Origin of the sequence: Craterilacuibacter sp. RT1T, from assembly GCF_023502145.1 — a bacterium.
GTDB lineage: Bacteria > Pseudomonadota > Gammaproteobacteria > Burkholderiales > Chromobacteriaceae > Craterilacuibacter.
Genome location: NZ_JAMFLI010000002.1, coordinates 95,164 through 117,994, shown reverse-complemented (window position 1 = coordinate 117,994; position 22,831 = coordinate 95,164). Strand labels below are relative to the sequence as shown.

13 protein-coding genes, 8 tRNA genes and 1 pseudogene are annotated in these 22,831 nt (G+C 60.6%); 12 read left to right on the top strand and 10 right to left on the bottom strand.

Features of this window, described 5'->3' with window-relative positions; genetic code table 11:
- Positions 1–9 precede the first annotated feature (9 nt).
- Together tilS and M3P88_RS04465 are read right to left on the bottom strand one after the other, a co-directional pair.
- A complete protein-coding gene (tilS, locus tag M3P88_RS04470) occupies positions 10–1,311 on the bottom strand; it encodes a tRNA lysidine(34) synthetase TilS (protein WP_249614853.1) in 1,302 nt (433 codons plus the stop codon).
- Positions 1,301–2,266: an acetyl-CoA carboxylase carboxyltransferase subunit alpha gene (locus tag M3P88_RS04465; protein WP_124734327.1), complete on the bottom strand. Its 966-nt coding sequence runs from the start codon at positions 2,264–2,266 to the stop codon at positions 1,301–1,303. The genes tilS and M3P88_RS04465 overlap by 11 nt, the downstream gene beginning before the upstream one ends.
- A 226-nt stretch (positions 2,267–2,492) precedes the next feature.
- Between M3P88_RS04465 and M3P88_RS04460 the strand changes: the two genes are divergently transcribed.
- From M3P88_RS04460 to M3P88_RS04425, 8 genes are all read left to right on the top strand, one after another.
- Positions 2,493–2,568, top strand: a tRNA-Val gene (locus M3P88_RS04460).
- Between the two features lie 8 nt (positions 2,569–2,576).
- Positions 2,577–2,653, top strand: a tRNA-Asp gene (locus M3P88_RS04455).
- Positions 2,654–2,680: 27 nt separating this feature from the next.
- Positions 2,681–2,756, top strand: a tRNA-Val gene (locus M3P88_RS04450).
- A gap of 7 nt (positions 2,757–2,763) precedes the next feature.
- Positions 2,764–2,840, top strand: a tRNA-Asp gene (locus M3P88_RS04445).
- A 26-nt stretch (positions 2,841–2,866) separates the two neighbouring features.
- A tRNA-Val gene (locus M3P88_RS04440) sits at positions 2,867–2,942 on the top strand.
- 7 nt (positions 2,943–2,949) lie between these two features.
- A tRNA-Asp gene (locus tag M3P88_RS04435) sits at positions 2,950–3,026 on the top strand.
- A 25-nt stretch (positions 3,027–3,051) separates the two neighbouring features.
- A tRNA-Val gene (locus M3P88_RS04430) sits at positions 3,052–3,127 on the top strand.
- Between the two features lie 7 nt (positions 3,128–3,134).
- A tRNA-Asp gene (locus tag M3P88_RS04425) sits at positions 3,135–3,211 on the top strand.
- Positions 3,212–3,333: 122 nt separating this feature from the next.
- On the opposite strand, the gene alr is transcribed toward M3P88_RS04425, so the two are convergent.
- Together alr and M3P88_RS04415 are read right to left on the bottom strand one after the other, a co-directional pair.
- The gene (alr, locus tag M3P88_RS04420) at positions 3,334–4,389 is read right to left on the bottom strand and encodes an alanine racemase (protein WP_249614852.1); all 1,056 of its coding nucleotides are present in this window, start codon (positions 4,387–4,389) and stop codon (positions 3,334–3,336) included.
- Positions 4,389–5,747: a D-amino acid dehydrogenase gene (locus M3P88_RS04415; RefSeq protein WP_349629042.1), complete on the bottom strand. Its 1,359-nt coding sequence runs from the start codon at positions 5,745–5,747 to the stop codon at positions 4,389–4,391. The genes alr and M3P88_RS04415 overlap by 1 nt, the downstream gene beginning before the upstream one ends.
- An 83-nt stretch (positions 5,748–5,830) precedes the next feature.
- Between M3P88_RS04415 and M3P88_RS04410 the strand changes: the two genes are divergently transcribed.
- The gene (locus M3P88_RS04410) at positions 5,831–6,304 is read left to right on the top strand and encodes an Lrp/AsnC ligand binding domain-containing protein (RefSeq protein ID WP_249614850.1); all 474 of its coding nucleotides are present in this window, start codon (positions 5,831–5,833) and stop codon (positions 6,302–6,304) included.
- A gap of 287 nt (positions 6,305–6,591) precedes the next feature.
- On the top strand, positions 6,592–7,788 hold the full coding sequence (locus tag M3P88_RS04405; RefSeq protein ID WP_249614849.1) for an ammonium transporter: 1,197 nt from the start codon (positions 6,592–6,594) through the stop codon (positions 7,786–7,788).
- Positions 7,789–7,891: 103 nt separating this feature from the next.
- On the opposite strand, the gene M3P88_RS04400 is transcribed toward M3P88_RS04405, so the two are convergent.
- A complete protein-coding gene (locus M3P88_RS04400) occupies positions 7,892–8,092 on the bottom strand; it encodes a hypothetical protein (RefSeq protein WP_249614848.1) in 201 nt (66 codons plus the stop codon).
- Between the two features lie 211 nt (positions 8,093–8,303).
- Between M3P88_RS04400 and M3P88_RS16040 the strand changes: the two are divergent.
- Together M3P88_RS16040 and aguB are read left to right on the top strand one after the other, a co-directional pair.
- Positions 8,304–8,654: pseudogene (locus M3P88_RS16040) on the top strand (agmatine deiminase family protein); the annotation flags it as partial.
- Entirely contained in the window at positions 8,593–9,501 is a 909-nt protein-coding gene (gene aguB / locus M3P88_RS04395) for an N-carbamoylputrescine amidase (RefSeq protein WP_249614847.1), read from the top strand. The pseudogene M3P88_RS16040 and the gene aguB, both read left to right, overlap by 62 nt.
- Before the next feature lie 68 nt (positions 9,502–9,569).
- On the opposite strand, the gene speA is transcribed toward aguB, so the two are convergent.
- The 5 genes from speA to M3P88_RS04370 all read right to left on the bottom strand — a co-directional run bounded on the left by speA (position 9,570) and on the right by M3P88_RS04370 (position 22,736).
- Positions 9,570–11,441, bottom strand: a complete 1,872-nt coding sequence (speA, locus tag M3P88_RS04390) for an arginine decarboxylase (RefSeq protein ID WP_249614846.1) — start codon at positions 11,439–11,441, stop codon at positions 9,570–9,572.
- Positions 11,442–11,774: 333 nt separating this feature from the next.
- A complete protein-coding gene (locus M3P88_RS04385) occupies positions 11,775–19,118 on the bottom strand; it encodes a hypothetical protein (protein ID WP_249614845.1) in 7,344 nt (2,447 codons plus the stop codon).
- Positions 19,115–20,371: an autotransporter strand-loop-strand O-heptosyltransferase gene (locus M3P88_RS04380; protein WP_249614844.1), complete on the bottom strand. Its 1,257-nt coding sequence runs from the start codon at positions 20,369–20,371 to the stop codon at positions 19,115–19,117. Before M3P88_RS04380 ends, M3P88_RS04385 begins: the two co-directional genes overlap by 4 nt.
- 123 nt (positions 20,372–20,494) lie before the next feature.
- A complete protein-coding gene (arsB, locus tag M3P88_RS04375; protein ID WP_249614843.1) occupies positions 20,495–21,553 on the bottom strand; it encodes an ACR3 family arsenite efflux transporter in 1,059 nt (352 codons plus the stop codon).
- 34 nt (positions 21,554–21,587) lie between these two features.
- Positions 21,588–22,736, bottom strand: a complete 1,149-nt coding sequence (locus tag M3P88_RS04370; RefSeq protein WP_249614842.1) for a permease — start codon at positions 22,734–22,736, stop codon at positions 21,588–21,590.
- Positions 22,737–22,831 lie beyond the last annotated feature (95 nt).

Below are 22,831 nucleotides of genomic sequence, written 5' to 3'. Positions count from 1 at the left end.
ACTTTTCACTCAGGCAGGCGTCCACTGCGGCACCCAGCCGTCTGCTTGCAGGTGATCAGACGATATCGCCACCCCGGGCACGGCGATCAGCTCCTGGCCGCGATATAAAAGCGGCCATTGTTCGCGCAGCAGCGGCGGCAAGCCGGCCTCCTGCAGCAGGGTCTTGACCGGCTTGCGCCCGACAGGCTGCGCCAGACGCTCCCCGCCCTGGCGCGGCAACAGTCGCAGCTCCCCGGCCAGCCACGCCCTCGGCAAGCCACGCCCTTGCAGCGTGAGCGACAAGCGCCCCGCCCAGCCCGGCGGCAAGACCTCGGCAGCAGGCACGAGGCCCGTCAGCTTAAGCTCGGCGCACCCAGTGGCTTGCCGGCAGGCCCAGACTTCGCCGCGATAGCGCACCAATGCCCCCGCATCCAGCGCAAGGCTGGGCGAAGCGGCTGCCGCCGCACTTAGCAATTGCTGGCGGAAGTGTTCCAGCGCCGACGGCGCCGGCTGGCCAAGCGCCAGCTGTTCGCACCAGTACGCCAAGAGCTGGCGCTGGCGCGCAGCGGACAAGGCGGAAAAAGCCGGCATGGCCAAACGCCCACCGCGATTGACCGCAGCCAGATCGGCACATGCCACTTCGCGCAGAATATCGGCGGCATCGGCACACAAGGCGGCCGAGCGTGCCAGATGCTGGCGGTAATGCGGAATCTGGTGCGCGATTTCGGGCAAGACCGTATGGCGCAGCAAATTGCGCCGCCAGCGCGTATCGGCATTGCTTTCGTCTTCCACCCACAACAGATGATGCGCCTGGGCATAAGCCTCGATCTGGCTACGCCGCAGCGCCAGCATGGGGCGCCACAAACCGACCTTTTCATGCATGCGCCACACCGGCATCGCCGCCAGCGCACGCGGACCACCGCCGCGCAAAAGTTGCAGCAGCACGGTTTCGGCCAGGTCATCCTGATGATGGGCCAGCACCAGTGCATCGGCACTGGATGCGGCATAGACGCGGTAACGCTCGCGCCGCGCCACCGCCTCCAGCGACTCGCCCCCGGACACCGACACCTGCACCCGCTCGATGCGCAACTCGACCCCGTAACACGCACACACCGCCGCGCAGCGCTCGGCCCACGCGTCAGCATGACAGCTTAAGCCGTGATGCACATGCACCGCCGACAGGGTAAAGCCCAGTCGTGCGCGCGCCGCTACCAGCAAGTCCAGCAGCACCATGGAGTCCATCCCGCCGGACAGCCCCAGCTCCAAACGACACTGGCCGGACAAAACGTCCGGCCAGCTCTCGAGAAGGCGCTGCAGCAAATCAGGCGGCATCTTCCTTGTAGCGTCCATAACTCATCAACCGGTCAAAACGCGTTTTCAACAATTCGTCCAGACTGCGTGCAGTCAGGGCTTTAAGTTCCTCCTGCAATACCCGCTTCAGCGCCGCCATCATGGCTGCATGATCGCGGTGCGCACCGCCGACCGGCTCGCTCACGACACGATCGATCAGGCCCAGCGATTTCAGGCGATGCGCGGTAATACCCAGCGCCTCTGCCGCATCGGGTGCGCGCTCGGCGGTCTTCCACAAGATGGAGGCACAGCCTTCAGGCGAAATCACCGAGTAAGTCGCGTATTGCAGCATATTGACGCTATCACCCACCGCAATGGCCAGCGCCCCGCCCGAGCCGCCCTCGCCGATCACCGTACAGATCACCGGCACGCGCAGCTTGGCCATCTCGTACAGATTGCGGCCGATAGCCTCGGATTGGCCGCGCTCTTCGGCACCGATGCCCGGATAAGCACCCGGCGTGTCGATAAAGGTGATCACCGGCATGCCGAATTTTTCGGCCAGCTTCATCAGGCGCAACGCTTTGCGATACCCTTCCGGCCTTGGCATGCCGAAATTGCGGTGAATATTATCCTTGGTGCCGCGCCCTTTTTGCTGGCCGATGACCATCACGGCCTGGCCATTAAAGCGCGCCATGCCACCCACGATCGCATGATCGTCGGCAAAAGCGCGATCACCATGCAGTTCCTGAAAATCAGTAAAGATACTGTTCAGATAATCGAGGGTATAAGGGCGCTGCGGGTGACGTGCGACCTGCGACACCTGAGCCGGCGTCAGCTTGGCATACAAGGACTTGGTCAGCTCCAGGCTCTTCTTCTGCAGGCGCTCTATTTCATCAGAGATATCCAGCACAGAGTCATCCTGCACAAAGCGCAGCTCTTCTATTTTGTTCTCGAGCTCGGCAATTGGCTGCTCAAAATCGAGAAAGGTCGTCTTCATTCTTGCTTCTTCCTTATATGCGGAACCGGCAAATGATACCGTCGACCGGCCTCAACGTCACTATTCGTGTCGGACAAGATGCAGGGCACATTCGGCTAATTCCTCAAACACCGCACAAAATAGAATTAATTTCACAATAGGGCTTGCGCGGCAAATCATCCTATGGTTTAATTCGCCTCCTCAGTTGCACTGCAAACAAAACAGCAGACAACGGAACAGAATTTAAGGGCGCTTAGCTCAGTTGGTAGAGCGTCTGCCTTACAAGCAGAATGTCGGCGGTTCGATCCCGTCAGCGCCCACCAAGGTTTATGGAGTGGTAGTTCAGTTGGTTAGAATACCGGCCTGTCACGCCGGGGGTCGCGGGTTCGAGTCCCGTCCACTCCGCCAACAGTTAGATTGCAGTATCCCTTTTAAGGGCGCTTAGCTCAGTTGGTAGAGCGTCTGCCTTACAAGCAGAATGTCGGCGGTTCGATCCCGTCAGCGCCCACCAAGGTTTTGGAGTGGTAGTTCAGTTGGTTAGAATACCGGCCTGTCACGCCGGGGGTCGCGGGTTCGAGTCCCGTCCACTCCGCCAACAGTTAGATTGCAGTACCCCTTTAAGGGCGCTTAGCTCAGTTGGTAGAGCGTCTGCCTTACAAGCAGAATGTCGGCGGTTCGATCCCGTCAGCGCCCACCAAGGTTTTGGAGTGGTAGTTCAGTTGGTTAGAATACCGGCCTGTCACGCCGGGGGTCGCGGGTTCGAGTCCCGTCCACTCCGCCAACAGTTATTTGCAGTACCCCTTTAAGGGCGCTTAGCTCAGTTGGTAGAGCGTCTGCCTTACAAGCAGAATGTCGGCGGTTCGATCCCGTCAGCGCCCACCAAGGTTTTGGAGTGGTAGTTCAGTTGGTTAGAATACCGGCCTGTCACGCCGGGGGTCGCGGGTTCGAGTCCCGTCCACTCCGCCAGTCAAAAAAGCTTCCTTCGGGAAGCTTTTTTCACATCCATCCTCCCCTTTCTTTTCCCTTGATTAGATATAAAAAAATCCGGCCAGAGCCGGATCAAGAAGGGGCACAGCACATGCAAAGAATCAGACAAAACGGGCACGCTTGACGTTGCACAAGAGCTCGTACGCAATCGTGCCGGCACAGGCTGCAACTTCGTTAACGTTAATCGTATCGCCCCATAGCTCAATCTCGCTGCCAAGCCCGGCTGCAGGCAAATCGGTCAGATCCACCGTCAGCATATCCATCGACACCCGCCCGATCACACGGCTGCGCACCCCGTCGATTGCCACCGGCGAACCGGTAGACGCCAAACGCGGATAACCGTCAGCATAACCGGCAGCCACCAACCCGACCCGGCTCGGACGTGACGCCACAAAGTTGTTGCCGTAGCCCAAGGGCTCACCCGCAGCAATTTCACGCACACCGAACACGCGACTACTCAAACGCATCACCGGTTTGAGAACAGGCCCCATCCCCGGCGGCAAAGGGTTGGCCCCGTACAGCATAATGCCGGCGCGGCACCATTCGCGCCTGGCACGCGGATGCACCATCAAGCCGGCCGAGTTGGCGAGACTGGCTGCCCCCGGCAGATGGCGACATGCCGCATCAAACGTTTCGATCTGACTCTGCGTCATCACCTGCTCCGGCTCGTCGGCACGGGCAAAATGACTCATCTTGACGATTTCCAGCGCCTTGCCGCTTGCAGTCAGCCGCTGCCATGCCACCCGGTAATCATCCGGCGCGAAGCCGGCGCGGTGCATGCCGGAATCCATCTTCAACCAGACCGATGACAAGGCGACGACCGGGCTCGCCTCCAGCATGGCCAGCTGGATTTCGCTTTGCACCACGCACCATAAGCCCAACTCGGCGCACAGAAGGTATTCATCGGCTTCGAACACCCCCTCCAGCAATAAAATGGGGGCGGCGATACCGGCCGCACGCAATTGCTGCGCTTCTTCTATACACGCCACGGCAAAACCATCGGCCTCACCATCCAGCGCCCGTGCGCAGCGCACGGCACCATGACCATAGGCATTGGCCTTCACCACCGCCAAGGTGCGCCCGCCGGCGCTCTGGCGCGCCAGGCGGTAATTGTCGCGCAGTGCATCAAGGCGGATTTCCGCCTGCAAGGGGCGCATTAACCGGTCACCAGCGTGCGAGATGGCGTCACCAGCGTTTGCCCTGCCTTGGCGTAGCGCTGCATAGACAGGCCATCAATGCTGATTTCAGGCGACTGACCGGTGATCATATCGGAGAGCACCTTGCCCGAACCGGCACACATAGTCCAACCCAAGGTACCATGACCGGTGTTGAGCGACAGGTTGGCCAGGCGGGTGCCGCCAATAATTGGCGTACCATCCGGCGTCATCGGACGCAGGCCAGTCCAGAAACTGGCCGCTTTCACATCGCCACCGTCCGGATACAGATCGGACACCACCATTTCCAGCGTTTCACGCCGGCGCGGATTGAGTTCCAGGTTATAGCCGGACAATTCGGCCATACCGCCGACACGGATGCGGTTATCAAAGCGGGTCACCGCCACCTTGTAAGTTTCATCGAGTATGGTCGACACCGGCGCGGCAGCGGCATTGACGATAGGCACGGTCAGCGAATAACCCTTGACCGGATAAACCGGAATATCGATAGCCAGACTCTGCAGCAATTCGCGCGAATAACTGCCCAGCGCAACCACATAGTGGTCGGCCACATAACGCTCGCCCCCCGCCACGATGCCCGACACTTTGCCATTAGCCTCTTCAATGCGCTCGATGGCCACATCAAACACGAAACGCACGCCGGCATCGACACACATTTCGGCCAGACGCGAGGTAAACAGCTGACAGTCACCGGTTTCATCATTCGGCAGGCGCAAACCGCCGGTAAGCTTGTGCTTGACCCGCGCCAACGCCGGCTCGACGCTGGCCAACTCATCACGCCCCAGCACCTGATAGGCGACACCGCACTCTTCCAGCACCTCGATATCCTTACCCATCGCATCGACCTGCGCCTGGGAGCGGAATAGCTGCAAAGTGCCACCCTGGCGGCCTTCATAAGCCAGACCGGTCTCGGCGCGCAATTCGCGGATTTTGTCGCGGCTGTATTCGGCCAGCCGCATCATGCGGCTCTTGTTCAGGTTGTAAGCCTTGGGGTTGCAGTTGGCGAGCATCTTGGCCATCCACTGCAGCTGATACAGCGAGCCGTCCGGACGAATGGCCAGCGGCGCATGGCGCTGCAGCAGCCACTTGGCGGCCTTTTGCGGAATACCGGGCGCAGCCCATGGCGCGGCATAGCCGGGAGAAATCTGGCCGGCGTTGCCGAAACTGGTTTCCAGCGCGACAGCACTTTGCCGCTCGAGCACGGTCACTTCGCAACCGGCCTTGGCCAGATACCATGCACTCGAAATCCCAACCACACCGCCACCCAGTACGACAACTTTCATCTTTTCTCCCACGGCTGCGATGGCCGCGTCTCCATTTAGTGATTTGGCGTAGTATATTGAGGCTGAGCCAGTTTTTTTCACCAAAGAATCAGCTAAAATTAGCGATCAATTAATGCAAACGCATAAAAAAAAGAGAAAGCATGAACAAGACCGGCACGCTGGATAAAACCGATAAAAAAATACTGCGCGAACTACAGGGCAATGCACGCATCGCCATGACTGAACTGGCGGACAAAGTCGGCCTGTCCACCACGCCTTGCAGCGAGCGCGTCAAACGCATGGAACGCGAAGGCGTGATTAGCGGCTACTACACCCGCCTCAATCCGGCCTTGCTGGGTGCCGGCTTGCTGGTTTTTGTCGAAATCAAACTTTCCAGCAAGTCGGGCGATATTTTTGATGCCTTTCGCCGCGACGTGCAAAAAATCCCCGAAATCCTCGACTGCCATTTGGTCTCCGGCGACTTCGACTATCTGATCAAGGCCCGCATCGCCGATATGTCGCAATACCGCAAACTGCTGGGCGACATCCTGCTCAAGCTGCCGGCGGCCAATGAATCGAAAAGCTATGTGGTAATGGAAGAAATCAAGGAAACGCTTAACCTGCCCTTAGCCTAAGAACCTGTTCACGATCTGCTGCGCATCGGCGATACAGCGTTAAAAACAGCTTCGAAATGCTCATGTACCACCTGTACATTCCGCTTTCTCTGCCGTTTTCGTCTTGTCTCGCCCTCGCTCGCGAGAGCGTGAACACGCTCTAAGCGCACATTCACTTATATGGTGCAACCAAGCAATGCCACGCACCAATGACGGGCATCGAAAACGCACCAGAGCGGCGCCAAGGCCGCACCAAGTTGGCACTTATTTTGCATAAGTCATGGCAAACCAAAACATAAGGGAATGCCATGACCGGAAGTGCTGAAAATACCCTATTCCTGCTCTTGGGCGCGGTCATGATACTGGCCATGCACGCAGGCTTTGCCTTTCTCGAACTAGGCACCGTGCGCAAGAAAAACCAGGTTAATGCCCTGGTCAAGATCCTCACCGACTTTGCCGTATCGGCCATCGCCTATTTTTTCGTCGGTTACAGCCTCGCTTATGGCGTAGACTTTTTTGCCCCGGCCAAGACGCTGTCGGCCAACCATGGCGTGGAGCTGGTCAAATTCTTCTTTTTACTGACCTTCGCCGCCGCCATTCCGGCCATTATTTCAGGCGGCATCGCCGAGCGCGCCCGCTTCCACCCGCAAACGGCGGCCACTTTCTTGCTGGTCGGCTTGGTCTATCCCCTATTCGAAGGCATTGCCTGGAATGGCCACTTCGGTATTCAGGATGGTTTGACCCGCGCTTTTGGCGCACCGTTTCATGACTTTGCCGGCTCGGTAGTCGTGCATGCCGTCGGCGGCTGGATCGCGCTGGCCGCCATTTTGCTGTTGGGCCCGCGCCGGGGCCGCTACGGCAAGGATGGCCGTGTCGCAGCCCACCCACCATCCTCCATTCCGTTTTTGGCGCTGGGCGCATGGATACTGATCGTCGGCTGGTTCGGCTTTAATGTGATGAGCGCGCAAAAGATAGAAGGCATTTCCGGTCTGGTCGCCATCAATTCGCTCATGGCCATGGTCGGCGGTACGCTGGCGGCGATGTGGCTGGGCAAGGATGATCCGGGCTTTATCCATAACGGCCCGCTGGCCGGACTGGTCGCGGTATGTGCAGGCTCGGACGTGATGCACCCCTTGGGCGCACTGGCCGTGGGCACCATTGCCGGCGCACTGTTTGTCTGGCTGTTCACCCTGACCCAGAACCGCTGGAAAATCGATGATGTACTGGGCGTGTGGCCGCTGCATGGTTTGTGCGGCGCCTGGGGCGGTATCGCTGCCGGCCTGTTCGGACTGGAAGCCTTAGGCGGCAGCGGCGGCGTCAGCCTGATGTCGCAACTGGCCGGCACCTTGCTCGGTATTGGCATCGGCTTTGGCGGCGGCCTGATCGTCTACGGCCTGCTGAAAAATACGGTGGGTATTCGTTTGACGGAAGAAGAAGAATTTAACGGCGCCGACCTGTCCATCCATAAAATCAGCGCCACCCCCGAGCGCGAGAGCAACTGGTAAGCAGAAGCAAGCGCGACTCTCCGGCCCGACGCGACAAGCACCAGCGTGTACCAGTGAGCGTGGATAAGCGGGCAAAATAACCAGCTCGTCGCGCGATAAAGTATCAAAAACAGGCTATCGCACCGCTACGCCTGACGGCATCCAGCAATAGCCGCACATCGTCGCAGATGGCCTGTTTGCGAAACGGTACCAGCTGTTCGCGAAACAACTTGGCGGTGGCATCCCCGGTAAAACTCGCTTCCAGACAGATGAGGCCGGCGTGCTTGTGAGGCCGGCTTTGCTCTAGCGTAGACAGTTGTCGCACCAAGCCGGCCTCGCTCGCCTATGCACAGGTCGATATCCACTTCATCGACAAAGCGGGCTGACTCGTCGGTCGACCGCAAATTGCTGGCATCGTCTCTTTATATTGCTCCTAGCCTGCTACTGTTTCAAAATGCCAGCGAAGATCAGGGCGAGTACTGCCGTATCATGCAGGAAAATCGCCGCGTCCTTGAGCTGGCGGGGATGCGCAAGGCCGGCGTTTCAGCCGGGTAGCCCTGCCCTCTCCCCATGTCAAAGAATGCGTTGGCGCTAAACGCTATTGTGACTGCGATGCCAACTACACGCTGGTCACTGGCGCCGTCATCGCTACCGCGTTTGTGGCCGCAGAAGACCATGCCGCACACGCCGTTTTCCAGCATGCCTTCCCCTGGCGCAAGATAGCACTATTGCCGGGCGCGACCCTTTCTATCGGCGCTACCCTGCACTGCTCGACCCAGCAACTGCCGGCTGTCAGCGCCCATTCAACCCACAAGAAGGAAAATCATGACTGCAAGAACCCTCACCGTCGCCGCCATCCAGATGGCCTCGGGCAGCTGGCACTTTGACGACAATATGGCCACTGCCGAACGGCTGATCCGCGCAGCGGCCGCACAGGGTGCGAGGCTGATTGTCTGCCCCGAGCTGTTTATGATGCCTTATTTCTGCATCGACCAGAACGCGCAACATCTGGCGCTGGCAGAACCCTTTGCCGACAACCCGCGTATCCGGCATTTTGCCGCACTGGCAGGCGAATTGGGCGTGGTGCTGCCTATCGGCTTTTTCGAGCGCGCGGGTAATGCCGCCTATAACTCGGTGGCAGTGGCCGATACCGATGGCCGCATCTTGGGCATCTACCGCAAAACCCATATTCCGGATGGGCCGGGCTACACCGAAAAATACTATTTCACGCCGGGCGACACCGGCTTCAAAGTGTGGGACACCAATGTGGGCAAGATAGGCATCGGTATTTGCTGGGATCAGTGGTATCCGGAGACCGCGCGCGCCATGGCCTTGATGGGCGCCGAAGTGCTGTGCTTTCCAACCATTATCGGCTCCGAGCCCTTCAGCGCCGACTATGACTCCTGTGGCCACTGGCAGCGCACCATGCAGGGCCACGCCGCGGCCAATATGCTGCCGCTGGTGGCAGCCAACCGCATCGGCCGCGAAACCGGCATCGGCAACGGCAATCCTCAGCAGCAGGCGCTGACCAACACATTCTATGGTTCGAGTTTTATTGCCGACCACACCGGCGCCAAACTGGCTGAAGCCGGACGCAGCGAAGAGGCTATTTTGCTCGCCAGTTTTAATCTGGATGCCATCCGCGCCGAGCGCCAGTCCTGGGGCTTCTTCCGCGACCGCCGCCCACAGATGTACCGCAGCCTGCTCACCAGCGACGGCGTCACCACCTGTTAGTGCCAGGGAAGAGCATATAAAAAAACGGCTGACGATCCAGCGCCAGCCGTTTTTTCCTTGTTACCGCCTTACACCGACAGGTAGGACGACTGTTTTAGACAGCGGGCAAACTCGGCCAGATAGGCGCCGCGCTCGGTGACATCCAGCACCGCGACCTTATGGCGGTAGCGCTCCAACAGCTCTTCGGGCGACAGATGCACATAGCGCAGCATGTCCTCTATGGTGTCGTGCTCCTCCACCCCGCAGCACTCCAGCGCCCCGCCGGCATACTGGTAGACATTGACCGAGTCGGTGTCGCCAAACAGATTGTGCATATCGCCCAGAATCTCCTGATAAGCCCCGACCAGAAACACGCCGATCAGATATGCCTCACCCGGACGGACCTCATGCACCGCCATGGTGGTTTCTATGCTCTGGCCGTCTACATACTGCTTGAGCTTGCCATCCGAATCACAAGTCAGATCCTGCAAGACCGCGCGCCGGGTCGGCTCCTCGTCCAGCCTGTGAATCGGCATCAGCGGCAACACCTGATCGATGGCCCAGGTGTCGGGCAGACTCTGGAATACCGAGAAATTGCAGAAGTACTTGTCGGCCAGACGCTCGGTCAGATCATCGTAAGCCTGGCGCTGGCTACGCTGGCTGGCGCTAAGCTGACGCTGCAGGCGACGGCACAAGGCGGCGTAAATATTTTCGGCCAGCGCCTTTTCTTTGAGCGAAACCCTGCCCTCGGTGTACAGCTCGGCCACATCCGACACCAAATGGCTGGCGCGGTAGTAGGTTTCAGTCACCATGTCCGCGTCCGACAAGCGGGTCAGTTCCAGCAGCTTTTGCAGCGACTGCGGCAAGGCGGCCACATCGGCAATCTCGGGCACGGTTTCGCCCAGACGCTCGACATCGGTCACATTCATCACCAGCAGCGCATGATGCGCCGTCATGGCGCGCCCCGACTCGGACAGAATGCGCGGCGGCGGCAGGTCATTGTCGGCGCAAAACTCGCCCAACAGGCCAACCACGGCTTGCGCGTATTCTTCGATATCGTAGTTAATCGAGCTTTCATTACGCGAATGGGTGCCGTCGTAGTCGACGCCCAGACCGCCGCCGACATCGACATGATCGATAGGCAAGCCCAGCGCGCGCAGTTCGCCATAGTAGCGGATCGCCTCGCGAAAGCCCTTGCGGTAGTCTTCCAGATGCGCGATTTGCGAGCCCATATGAAAGTGCATCAGGCGCACGCAATCGGCCATGCCGGCAGCCGCCAGTTTTTCTGCAGCCGAAATCAGCTGCGCCGCCGACAGGCCGAACTTGGCCTTTTCGCCACCGGTGTCCGCCCATTTGCCGCCGATGCTGGACAGGCGCACCCGCATCCCCAGCCACGGGCGCACACCCAAGCGTGCCGCCTCCTCGATCACCAGATCGACTTCGACTTCCTTCTCGATCACGATAAAGACTTCATGCCCCAGCTTCTGCCCGATCAGCGCCAGACGGATAAAGTCGCGATCCTTGTAGCCATTGCAAACAATGGTGCCGCCTATCGGTGACAAGGCCAGCACCGCCATCAGTTCGGGTTTGGAGCCGGCCTCAAGCCCGATGGAAACATCGGGTGTGGCGATAATGCTTTTGACCACGGCTTCTTGCTGGTTGACCTTGATCGGATAGATGGCGGTATAGCGGCTGCCGTAACAGGCGTCGGCGATAGCCTTGTCGAAAGCGCGGCACAGCCGTGTCACACGGTTTTGCAGGATATCGGGAAAACGGATCAGCAAAGGCAGATCCAGATTCTTGCCATACAGGCGCGTCAGCAGCGCCATCAAGTCGATATCCTGTCCGACATCGGCATTCGGCCGCACGCTGACGCAACCATTGTCGCCAATATCGAAATACCCGTCCCCCCAATGCCGGATGCCATACAGGCTCCGGCTGTCTGCCACTGTCCACGCCATGGTGCTGCCCTCTACAAATACAGGATGGAATCACTCCTTAGTGCGCGGCTTTCAGGCGGGACTCGCTTCATGTGGGCCTGGGATGTCGGAGCTGCTGTTTCATGCCCTTAGGCTTGAATGGACGCGGATTTTAGCAACATCACGCAGCATGACAAGCGTTTTTTTACCCTGTGCAATTTAATCAACAGCACCGTAAAAACAGTACCTTAGACGGGCTTAAGCCATCGTGAAAATCACCTTGATTGCAGACTGATTTTCTGCCGGGCAGGCGCTGCAAAAAAATGGGGATGTCCAATATATTGAACACCCCCATTTGCTTTTATCCGGCCGGATTTACCATAACCAGCGCCAGCCCGCTTCGACACGCCCCAGTTGCTGGCCTTTCGCCCAGCTACCGCCAAGCAGGCCGTAATAGCCTCCCCAGCGCGTCTCTTTATTAAAGCCCGCCTGCAATTGCCAAGTGGTACTCGGGCCGGCCGCTGGCAGATAGACATCCGGCGCACTCAAGGCCAGTGCCGGCGCATCGCCAAACTGATGGGTCACGCCCGGGCGCAGCCAGACACGGGTCATGTCATTAAGCACCTTCTCGACGCGCAAACCGGCGCCGCCATACCAGTGGCTGGTCTTGTCATAGCGACCCTTGATGCTGTCGTCGACCAGATTCCAATCAAAATTGGCGTAGCTGGCATTCAGTTGCGGAATCAGCCGCCAGTTCTCGGCCGGCTCGAACATCTTGCCGGCAGCCAGATGCAGTGCCCAGATATTGGCATGCAGGGTATTGAAGTAGTGATCCTCGGTCGAAATCTTGGCGCGTTCGCGCCCGGCCAAAGCAATGCCGCGCGCAAACCAGCCTTGTTGCTCAAGCTGGCCATAAACACCGGCTTGCAGACTGTCCAGATGGATATCCGAGGTGGCGCGCGACGGAATGACTTTGCCTTCGCCGTTCACATCCAGCCAAGCCCGGTTCCATGCGGCAAACACCCCGCCACGCCAGCGCTTGCCATCTGCTGTCTCGCCGCTACGGTCCGCGCCTGCAGTCAACGACACGCCCTCCCCGTCAAAGGAAAAGCCATAACGCGCACTTTGCTGCAAATGTAAACCGTCAACCTTGAGCCAAAGATCACGCAGGGCAGAAGGCGTGCTGTCCAGCCTCTGCCCCAGCGACATCAGGTTGCCGCGCAACAAGATATCGGACAACGCAGGCAAGGTGCCATAGGCCGGGATTTCCGGCAGCAAGCGATCCGGTTTGAGCGGCTTAACCGGCTCGGGCACCGGGGTGGGCGGCTCGGGGATAGGCGGGGTTACCGGTACAGCCGGCGACTCGAGCAGCCACTCGTCACCCGCACGCACGATCTGCCACACATAGGGGCTGCCCTTCAGGCGTACGTCGTACGGGTTTTTCACACCGACCGGGTTGGCGGCGGCGAAGTTGGCGCTGCCCGAGGCAACCCGTGCGAACTCGATCTTTTCGCCTAGCCGTCCCGGCGTGCCATCGTTGACGAAGGCGACACGGGTGGTGCCGCTGCCTTCTCCGCTCACAGTCAGTAAGGCGGCGCTGTCGCCACCAGCCGACACATTGTCCTGCAGCACGCCGCCCGAGCCTGCGTAGTTGCCGGTCACCGTCAGTGGTGCGGACAAGGCGAGCACGCCGGCGTTGCCGAGGCTGCCGCTGACGGTAGCCGCCTGCGGCACCGCGAGCGTACCCGACACGGTGAGCGTGCCGCCAGCGGCGAGCGCCAGGTTGCCAGCCAATCCCAGCGTGCCGCCGCTGTTGACACGGATCGCCGACCAGTTCTGCAAGTCGAGCGCACCACTGGCGCTACCCGTCAGCGCGCGCACGTTGATACCGGAGAGCACCACCAAAGTGTTGGCGCCGGTACTATCAGTCAACGGCCCCCATGCCGACAGGTCGGCCTTACCGATGCCGACCTGATTGCCGCTGCCTGCGACCGACAGGCTGCCGGTGGTCTGCCCGCCTTGCAGCACCAACCGGTTGTCGTCGCCGCTGATGCGGGTCTGCCCGGCCAGGGTGCCGCTATTAAGTTGCAAGCGCCCGCCGCTACCGGCGAGCGTTGCGTTATCCAGTGTGCCACCGGCAACCAGCACCGCGCCGCCAGTCGCTATCGTCACATCCTGAGCGAGGCCATCGGCGGACACCGTCAAGCGCCCCCCGGCGAGCAAGGTGGTCTCCCGCGAAACGCCGCCGGCATCCACAAACTGGCTGGCCGAGCTCAGTGTGTTGCCGCTGGCGACGCCGCCTGCGTAGACGAACTGGCGCCCGCCGTTGATCTGGTTGGCGCTGGCGCGGCCGTAAATGATCTGGTCGCCGCCGCTGCTGACCGTAGTCGAGGTCGCCACCCCGCCCGCCTCGACGCGCTGGCTGCCCGACAGCACCGTAGTGTTGGTCGCCGCACCGCCGGAGTACACGTCCTGCAAGCCGCCGTTGACGGTGGTAAGCACCGCGCTGCCACCTGCGTAGACAAACTGGCGCCCGCCATTGATCTGGTTGGCGCTGGCACTGCCGTAGATGACCTGGTTGCCGCCAGTGTTCACCGTGGTCGAGGTCGCAGTGCCGCCCGCCTCGACACGCTGGCTGCCCGACAGCACCGTAGTATTGGTCGCCGCACCGCCGGAGTACACGTCCTGCAAGCCGCCGTTGACGGTGGTAAGCACCGCGCTGCCGCCGGCGCTGACGAATTGCTGCCCCCCCGTCTGCACCACTGTCGCGCTGGCCACCCCGCCCGACTGCACATTCTGTTTGCCGCCATTTAATGTGTTGCTGGTCGCCGTACCGGCGATGTCCTGTACGCCATTGCTGGCAACCGTGGTTTGCGTCGCCGAGCCGCCAACACCCACCGTTTGCGTGCCGGAAGTAATCGTGTTATCCGAAGCTTGTCCTCCGGCAGCAATGCTTTGCGTGCCGCCCGAGTTCACCGTGGTCGTGCTGACCACCCCGCCCGACTGCACCGTCTGCTTGCCGCCGTTGAGGGTGTTGCCCGTCGCCGTGCCGGCTACGTCCTGTACGCCATTGGCGGCAACGATAGTCTGATTGGCCAAACCGCCGACGCTGACCGTTTGTGTACCAGAGTTGATCGTCGAGGCATCGGCTTTGCCACCGGCGGCAATGTTTTGCGTACTACCCGAGTTCACCGTCGTCGTGCTCACCACCCCGCCCGACTGCACATTCTGCTTGCCGCCGTTGAGGGTATTGGCCGTCGCCGTGCCGGAGACGTCCTGTACGCCATTGCTGGCAACCATGGTTTGCGTCGCCGAACCACCGGCGCTGACCGTTTGCGTGCCCGAGATAATGCTTGAATCGGAAGCTTTGCCGCCGGCAGCAATGCTTTGCGTACCTCCCGAGTTCACCGTGGTGGTGCTCGCCCCCCCACCCGACTGCACCGTCTGCTTGCCGCCGTTGAGGGTGTTGTTCGTCGCTGTGCCGGCCACGTCCTGTACGCCATTGGCGGCAACAATGGTCTGACTGGCCGAACCACCGGCGCTGACTGTTTGCGTGCCGGAAGTAATCGTGTTGTCCGAAGCCTGGCCTCCGTCGGCGATACTCTGTACGCCACCCGAGTTCACCGTGGTGGTGCTCGCCACCCCACCCGACTGCACATTCTGCTTGCCACCGTTGAGGATATTGCCCGTCGCCGTGCCGGAGACGTCCTGTACGCCATTGCTGGCAACCGTGGTTTGCGTCGCCGAACCGCCAACACCCACCGTTTGCGTGCCGGAAGTAATCGTGTTATCCGAAGCCTGTCCTCCGGCAGCAATGCTTTGCGTACCACCCGAGTTCACCGTCGTCGTGCTCGCCACCCCGCCCGACTGCACCGTCTGCTTGCCGCCGTTGAGGGTATTGCCCGTCGTCGTGCCGGAGATGTCCTGTACGCCATTGCTGGCAACCGTGGTTTGTGTCGCCGAACCACCGGCGCTGACCGTTTGCGTGCCCGAGATAATGCTTGAATCGGAAGCTTTGCCGCCGGCAGCAATGCTTTGCGTACCACCCGAGTTCACCGTGGTGGTGCTGACCACACCACCCGACTGCACATTCTGCTTGCCGCCGTTGAGGGTGTTGCCCGTCGCCGTGCCGGCTACGTCCTGTACGCCATTGGCGGCAACGATAGTCTGATTGGCCAAACCGCCGACGCTGACCGTTTGTGTACCAGAGTTGATCGTCGAGGCATCGGCTTTGCCACCGGCGGCAATGTTTTGCGTACTACCCGAGTTCACCGTCGTCGTGCTCACCACCCCGCCCGACTGCACATTCTGCTTGCCGCCGTTGAGGGTATTGGCCGTCGCCGTGCCGGAGACGTCCTGTACGCCATTGCTGGCAACCATGGTTTGCGTCGCCGAACCACCGGCGCTGACCGTTTGCGTGCCCGAGATAATGCTTGAATCGGAAGCTTTGCCGCCGGCAGCAATGCTTTGCGTACCTCCCGAGTTCACCGTGGTGGTGCTCGCCCCCCCACCCGACTGCACCGTCTGCTTGCCGCCGTTGAGGGTGTTGTTCGTCGCTGTGCCGGCCACGTCCTGTACGCCATTGGCGGCAACAATGGTCTGACTGGCCGAACCACCGGCGCTGACTGTTTGCGTGCCGGAAGTAATCGTGTTGTCCGAAGCCTGGCCTCCGTCGGCGATACTCTGTACGCCACCCGAGTTCACCGTGGTGGTGCTCGCCACCCCACCCGACTGCACATTCTGCTTGCCACCGTTGAGGATATTGCCCGTCGCCGTGCCGGAGACGTCCTGTACGCCATTGCTGGCAACCGTGGTTTGCGTCGCCGAACCGCCAACACCCACCGTTTGCGTGCCGGAAGTAATCGTGTTATCCGAAGCCTGTCCTCCGGCAGCAATGCTTTGCGTACCACCCGAGTTCACCGTCGTCGTGCTCGCCACCCCGCCCGACTGCACCGTCTGCTTGCCGCCGTTGAGGGTATTGCCCGTCGTCGTGCCGGAGATGTCCTGTACGCCATTGCTGGCAACCGTGGTTTGTGTCGCCGAACCACCGGCGCTGACCGTTTGCGTGCCCGAGATAATGCTTGAATCGGAAGCTTTGCCGCCGGCAGCAATGCTTTGCGTACCACCCGAGTTCACCGTGGTGGTGCTGACCACACCACCCGACTGCACATTCTGCTTGCCGCCGTTGAGGGTGTTGCCCGTCGCCGTGCCGGCTACGTCCTGTACGCCATTGGCGGCAACGATAGTCTGATTGGCCAAACCGCCGACGCTGACCGTTTGTGTACCAGAGTTGATCGTCGAGGCATCGGCTTTGCCACCGGCGGCAATGTTTTGCGTACTACCCGAGTTCACCGTCGTCGTGCTCACCACCCCGCCCGACTGCACATTCTGTTTGCCGCCATTTAAGGTGTTGCTGGTCGCCGTACCGGCGACGTCCTGTACGCCATTGCTGGCAACCGTGGTTTGCGTCGCCGAGCCGCCAACACCCACCGTTTGCGTGCCGGAAGTAATCGTGTTATCCGAAGCCTGTCCTCCGGCAGCAATGCTTTGCGTGCCGCCCGAGTTCACCGTGGTGGTGCTTACCACCCCACCCGACTGCACCGTCTGCTTGCCGCCGTTGAGGGTGTTGCCCGTCGCCGTGCCGGAGACGTCCTGTACGCCATTGGCGGCAACGATAGTCTGACTGGCCGAACCACCGGCGCTGACCGTTTGCGTACTGCCAGAATTCACCGTGGTCATGCTGACCACCCCGCCCGACTGCACATTCTGCTTGCCGCCGTTGAAGATGTTACCCGTCGCCGTGCCGGAGACATCCTGCAAGCCATTGGCAGCAACGATAGTCTGACTGGCCGAACCGCCGGCGCTGACCGTTTGCGTGCCGGACTCGATAGTGGTGCTGGATGCTACGCCGGCATTGCCAACTAACTGTTGCCCACCCGCCACCTCGGTCGCATTCGCCACACCGCCACTGGTTACCAACAGAATGCCGCCCGAGTTCACCGTCGCCGAGTTGGCCACACCGCCATTGATCCAGGCGCGCCCGCCGTTATTGATGATGTCATTATTGGCCAGCCCGCCACTGGAAACGGTCTGCTGCCCGCCCAATTGCAGCGTGGTATTTTCAGCAACAGCGCCGCCCTCCACGAACTGACTGGCCGAAGTCACGCTGTTGCCGCTGGCGAGCCCCCCGCTAGTAATCTGCTGGCTGCCGCCGACCAGGGTATTGTCACTGGCGACGCCGCCGGAATAAACGAACTGGCGACCACCGTTAATCTGGTTGGCGCTGGCGCTGCCGTAGATGATCTGGTCTCCGCCACTACTGACTGTATTTGAGGTCGCGACCCCGCCCGCCTCGACGCGCTGGCTGCCCGACAGCACAGTGGTGTTGGTCGCCGAGCCGCCGGAGTACACGTCCTGCAAGCCGCCGTTGACGGTGGTAAGCACCGCGCTGCCGCCGGCGCTGACATACTGGCGCCCGCCTGCCTGCACCACCGTCGCGCTGGCCACCCCCTGCACCGTCTGATTGCTGCCGCTATTCACCTCGGTCAGCTGCGCCGTGCCGCCGGCGAGGATATTCTGGTCGCTGTCATTGAGGATGGTCTGGTTGGCCTGGCCGCCGGACAGCACGGTCTGGTTGCTGCCGCCGTTGAGCGTGGTGTTCAAGGTCTGTCCGCCGCCAACCGACTGCGATCCGCCCGAGTTGATGGTGGTGTCAAACGCCTCGCCCGACAGCATGATCTGCGCGCCGCCGTTGACGATGGTTGCGCTGACCACCCCTTGCACATTCTGCACGCCGGAGACACCGACCGTGGTCTGTCCGGCCGAGCCACCGGCCGAGACAGTCTGCGTGCCGCTCACCACCTGCGTCGCGCTGGCGTAGCCGCCGGACGACACCACCTGCTGGCCGCCCGCCAGCAGCGTCGTCGAGGTGGCGGTGCCGCCCGAAGTTATGTTCTGCGTGCCGCCGCTGACCACATTGTCGATCGCCTGCCCGCCCACGTTCTGTGTGGCCCCCGCGTTGACCGTCGTCTGCCTCGCCGTACCGCCACCAAGTGTTGTCTGGGTGGCACCGGACAACAACACGGTTGCGCTCGCAGATCCGGTCAGCACCTGCTGCAGGCCACCGGCCGATACGGTGGTTTGCGTCGCACTGCCGCCGGCCACGGTCTGGATTCCACCCGAGCCGACCGATACCTGGCTTGCGCTACCACCGGCCAGCACTGCCTGCCCCGCGCCTGAACCGACCAGCGTGGTCGACACCGCGACACCGCCTGCACTGACCTGCTGTGAGCCTCCACTGAGGACCGTAGTGCCCACCGCACGGCCACCTTCGACGTTCTGCGACAAGCCAGACACTACCGTCGCGCTGGCAAGGCCACCGCTGTACACGTTCTGGGTGCCGGTCATGCCCGTCCCGCTGGCCACCCCGCCCGAATAGACGTTTTGCACACCGGTACCGAAGGTGGCGCTGGTCTGACCGCCGGCCGACACGTTCTGCGTGCCGTCGACTTCGACGCGGGTGGCCACCCCGCCCGAGACCACGTCCTGCGTTGCTCCCCGCACCACCTGCCCGCCGCTGACCACGCCGGACACCACTTCTGCCTGTGCCGCAGGCAACAAGGGTAGCAACCCCAATAAGACCAGTAACAGGCGCGACCAACGCAGCGAACGGGCAAAACGGCGCTGTCCATAGCGCAGATTGAATGAGCGGTATTTCATGCCAAATTTCCTTCCATGCTCTGCGTGCGTAATGGAATGCGGGCCAAGGTATCGATCACCTGTTGCGGCGTGATCAGGCGCGTGCACTCGAACTGGCGCGGTGTACCCTTATGGCGCGGGCACCAGAAAAAATCGGCATGATCAAAATTATGACGCGGATCGTTCCAGCAGCTATTGCAAGTGTGGTGGTTAAAAATGCGGTAAGGCGTAGAAAACTCGTTTAAGGGATGGGTAAAGCCGCTGATCAGGGCTACCGGCGTGCTGACCGACCACGCCAGCCATGCTAGGCCACTGGAGAGGCCAACAAAAAATTCGGCATGTTTAAGCAGGCGGGCACGCTCAAGCAACGGCAAGTCACCGGTAAAGTCCTCACAGCCATGTGGTAGCGTGGTCCAGGTCAGACCGGCGCCGTGACACGCTTTCTGGTCTATGCACAGCACGCGCAAACCGCGCCCTTTCAAATACTTCACCACCTCCAGCCAGCCGCTGGGGTGATTCCAGTACTTGCACTGGGTCGAGCTTTGCACTGCGATGCAAGCATAAGGCTCGGCAATGGGGCGGCTATCGTCGGGAATGGCGATGGTAGCGGTGGCTTCGCCGGGGTCTACACCGAGAATATGGCCGGCGGTACGGGCAAGCCCGACCAGACGGAAGTCACCGGGCTGGTAATGGCGCTCTTCATCACCAAAAAACAAGCCCAGATAATAGCTCGCGTAATATGCCTCGGGCTGCAATGTCTCTGGTGTAACAAAGCGGATCGAGGGGTAGCTGGCAGCAAACAGCGGAATCAGATTGGCGGCCATCGAGCAGGTCAGCTGGCAGCCATGCATCCGGGCAAAACGCGCGGCGTAGGGAAACCAGCCCAGCACATCGCCCAGCGTGCCCACTGGAAATTGCACCAGCACCGGCTGAGCGCGCAGGCTGAGGGTGTGATCCAGCACTTTTTCCTCACCGCGCCACACTTCGATGCGAAACGGCACGAAATACTTCTTGCTGCTGGTGACACTGCCGGCGCCGATTTCGGTCTCGAACAGCACATTGTGGGTCTGTGTGTCCGACAGCCGCACCCGCCATGCCCCCTCGGGCAAGGACAGGCGCGCGCCCAGATTGAAATCGAAACGCAGGCCGGCAGGCCCTTCCTGGCTGAGTCTGGCTGCCGGTGGCACAAAACAAAAAAACGGGGCGGGAGCAGTCGTCGTCTCCCCCACCACTACCCGATCTTGACAGTCATCTGCTGCATAATCTTGTGCCATGGCATACCCGTTTAGCTACGTATATAACTACTCGGTGTAGACCATGAAAAAAATTTGGTCGCGCAAAACGCTACTGGCATCGGCTGATGCACAACAAAAAACCCCACATTCAGGCTATCGCCACTACAGTGGCGCACCGCGACCGACGAAATAACGCCGCCCTATCCATAGCGCGACATTAACCAGCAGAATCAGCACCGGCACCTCGACCAGCGGCCCGATCACGGCGGCAAAGGCAATCGGCGACGCCAGCCCGAAGGCAGCAATCGCCACTGCAATTGCCAGCTCGAAATTATTACTGGCCGCAGTAAAGCTCATCGCCGTAGTTTTGGGGTAGTTCTCGCCGGCGCGGTGGCCCATGGCGTAGCTGATAAAGAACATCAGCACAAAATAGATCACCAGCGGCAGCGCAATACGCAGCGCATCCAGCGGCAGACGCAGCACATCCGCGCCCTTAAGGCTGAACATGGCGGCAATGGTAAACAGCAAGGCGATGAGCGTCAGCGGGCTGATCCGGGGCAAAAAGCGGGTTTCATACCACACGCTACCGCGCGCCTTGATCAGCAGCTGGCGGGTCAGGAACCCTCCGATAAAAGGAATGCCCAGATAGACCAGCACCGCTTGGGCAATGGTGGCAAAACCGACATCGATCACGCTGCCGGCCAGACCGAATAACGGCGGCAATACGGTGAGGTAAAACCAGGCAAATACGCTGAAAAACAGGATCTGGAACACCGAATTGAATGCAACCAGGCCCGCGACATACTGGTTGTCGCCGCGCGCAAGCGTATTCCACACCAGCACCATGGCAATACAGCGCGCCAGCCCGATCAGAATCACCCCGGTCATATACTCGGGCTGATCACGCAGGAAGATCACCGCCAGCGCAAACATCAGCGCCGGCCCGATAATCCAGTTCTGGATCAGCGACAGTGCCAACATTTTCTTGTCGGCAAACACGCGAGGCAAGTCTTCATAGTGCACCCGGGCCAAGGGTGGATACATCATCACGATCAGGCCGATCGCAATCGGGATATTGGTCGAGCCGGACGACAGGCTATTTAACCAGTCAGGAAAACCCGGCATCACCGTACCCAGAAAAATCCCCAATGCCATGGCAGCGAAGATCCATAGCGTGAGGTAGCGGTCGAGAAAAGAAAGGCGTTGCTTGGGCAGACTCATAATGGAACTCTTGGCGTGTTTAAGGATTGATGATTCAGGCTAGCCACGGTGTCAGCGCACTAAACAGATAGCCAGCCGAAATGGCGGTGCCGATAATCACGACTAAAAAAGCAATCAGGATCTGCTTGCGAAACAGCGCCTTAAGCAGAATCAGCTCGGTCAGGCTGGCCCCCGCGCCGCCGATGATCAGCGCCATCAGCGCGCCCAGCCCCATACCCTTGAGCGCAAACATCGACGCCATCGGAATCAGCGTTTCAGCGCGCAGGTAAAGCGGAATGCCGGCCACCGCCGCCAACGGGATCGCCAGCGGCTTGTCGCTGCCGGTATGCGCGGCAATCCACTCGGAGGGGATGAAGCCGTAGGTAAAGGCGCCGATGGCCACCCCCAGCATCAGGTAAGGAAACACCGCGCGGAATTGGCCGAACGCTTCGCGCCACAGTTGCCGCCAAGGCAGCTTTGCCTTCTCTGGCATAGGCGCCGCCGCCTTGGGCATGCAGCAGGAAGTCTTGAACTCGACCTGCTTGGGCGCGCAACAGGAAGCCTTGGCTTCGACCGGCTTGGGCATGCAGCAGGAAGTTTTGGGCTCGACCGGCTTGGGCACGCAGCAAGAAGCCTTGGGCTCGACCGGCTTGGGCACGCAGCAAGAAGCCTTGGGCTCGACCGGCTTGGGAGCGCAACAGGAAGCCTTGGGCTCAACCGCCGGTTTTGTGGTGCAGCACGCACTCGCCTGCGGCGCGGTCTGCTTCACGTAACGGCCGAAATTCAGGCGCTCGAGCAGCACGCCGGCCAGCAGCGAGACCAGCAGCGTCGCCGCCATATAGACCAGGGTAACCTTCCAGCCGAAAGTCATCCACAGCAAACCGACCACAATAGGGTTGAGTAGCGGCGACACAAACAAAAAGGTCATGGTCGGGCCGAAGCCGGCACCGGCACGCAGCAGGCCGTTCAGCATCGGGATGGTCGAACAGCTGCAAAACGGCGTCACCGAGCCGATCGCGGCAGCGGTCAGATAGCCGCTCCCCTTCTTGCTGCTGAGCAGCGACTGCACTTTGCCGGCCGGCAGCTTGTGCTGGATAACGGCGACGGCAAAACTGATCAGCACGAACAGCAGGGACAGCTCCAGCGCCAAAAACACGAACATAGCCGCCGCAGACTGCAGCGATGCCATGGAAAACGACAACATAACAACCTCTCTGTGCTTCACTCGGGCGTCGCTAACGCCCGGTTAATTCAATTAAAAAACGAATATTGAATCGTTACATACAATCCAAGCCAAGA

Excerpts from the sequence above, each read along its gene's own strand:
- M3P88_RS04465 (WP_124734327.1), bottom strand. The coding sequence starts at position 2,266 with ATGAAGACGACCTTTCTCGATTTTGAGCAGCCAATTGCCGAGCTCGAG.
- speA (WP_249614846.1), bottom strand. The coding sequence starts at position 11,441 with ATGGCGTGGACAGTGGCAGACAGCCGGAGCCTGTATGGCATCCGGCAT.
- arsB (WP_249614843.1), bottom strand. The coding sequence starts at position 21,553 with ATGAGTCTGCCCAAGCAACGCCTTTCTTTTCTCGACCGCTACCTCACG.
- M3P88_RS04380 (WP_249614844.1), bottom strand. The coding sequence starts at position 20,371 with ATGGCACAAGATTATGCAGCAGATGACTGTCAAGATCGGGTAGTGGTG.
- M3P88_RS04385 (WP_249614845.1), bottom strand. The coding sequence starts at position 19,118 with ATGAAATACCGCTCATTCAATCTGCGCTATGGACAGCGCCGTTTTGCC.
- tilS (WP_249614853.1), bottom strand. The coding sequence starts at position 1,311 with ATGCCGCCTGATTTGCTGCAGCGCCTTCTCGAGAGCTGGCCGGACGTT.
- alr (WP_249614852.1), bottom strand. The coding sequence starts at position 4,389 with ATGCGCCCCTTGCAGGCGGAAATCCGCCTTGATGCACTGCGCGACAAT.
- M3P88_RS04405 (WP_249614849.1), top strand. The coding sequence starts at position 6,592 with ATGACCGGAAGTGCTGAAAATACCCTATTCCTGCTCTTGGGCGCGGTC.
- M3P88_RS04370 (WP_249614842.1), bottom strand. The coding sequence starts at position 22,736 with ATGTTGTCGTTTTCCATGGCATCGCTGCAGTCTGCGGCGGCTATGTTC.
- aguB (WP_249614847.1), top strand. The coding sequence starts at position 8,593 with ATGACTGCAAGAACCCTCACCGTCGCCGCCATCCAGATGGCCTCGGGC.
- M3P88_RS04410 (WP_249614850.1), top strand. The coding sequence starts at position 5,831 with ATGAACAAGACCGGCACGCTGGATAAAACCGATAAAAAAATACTGCGC.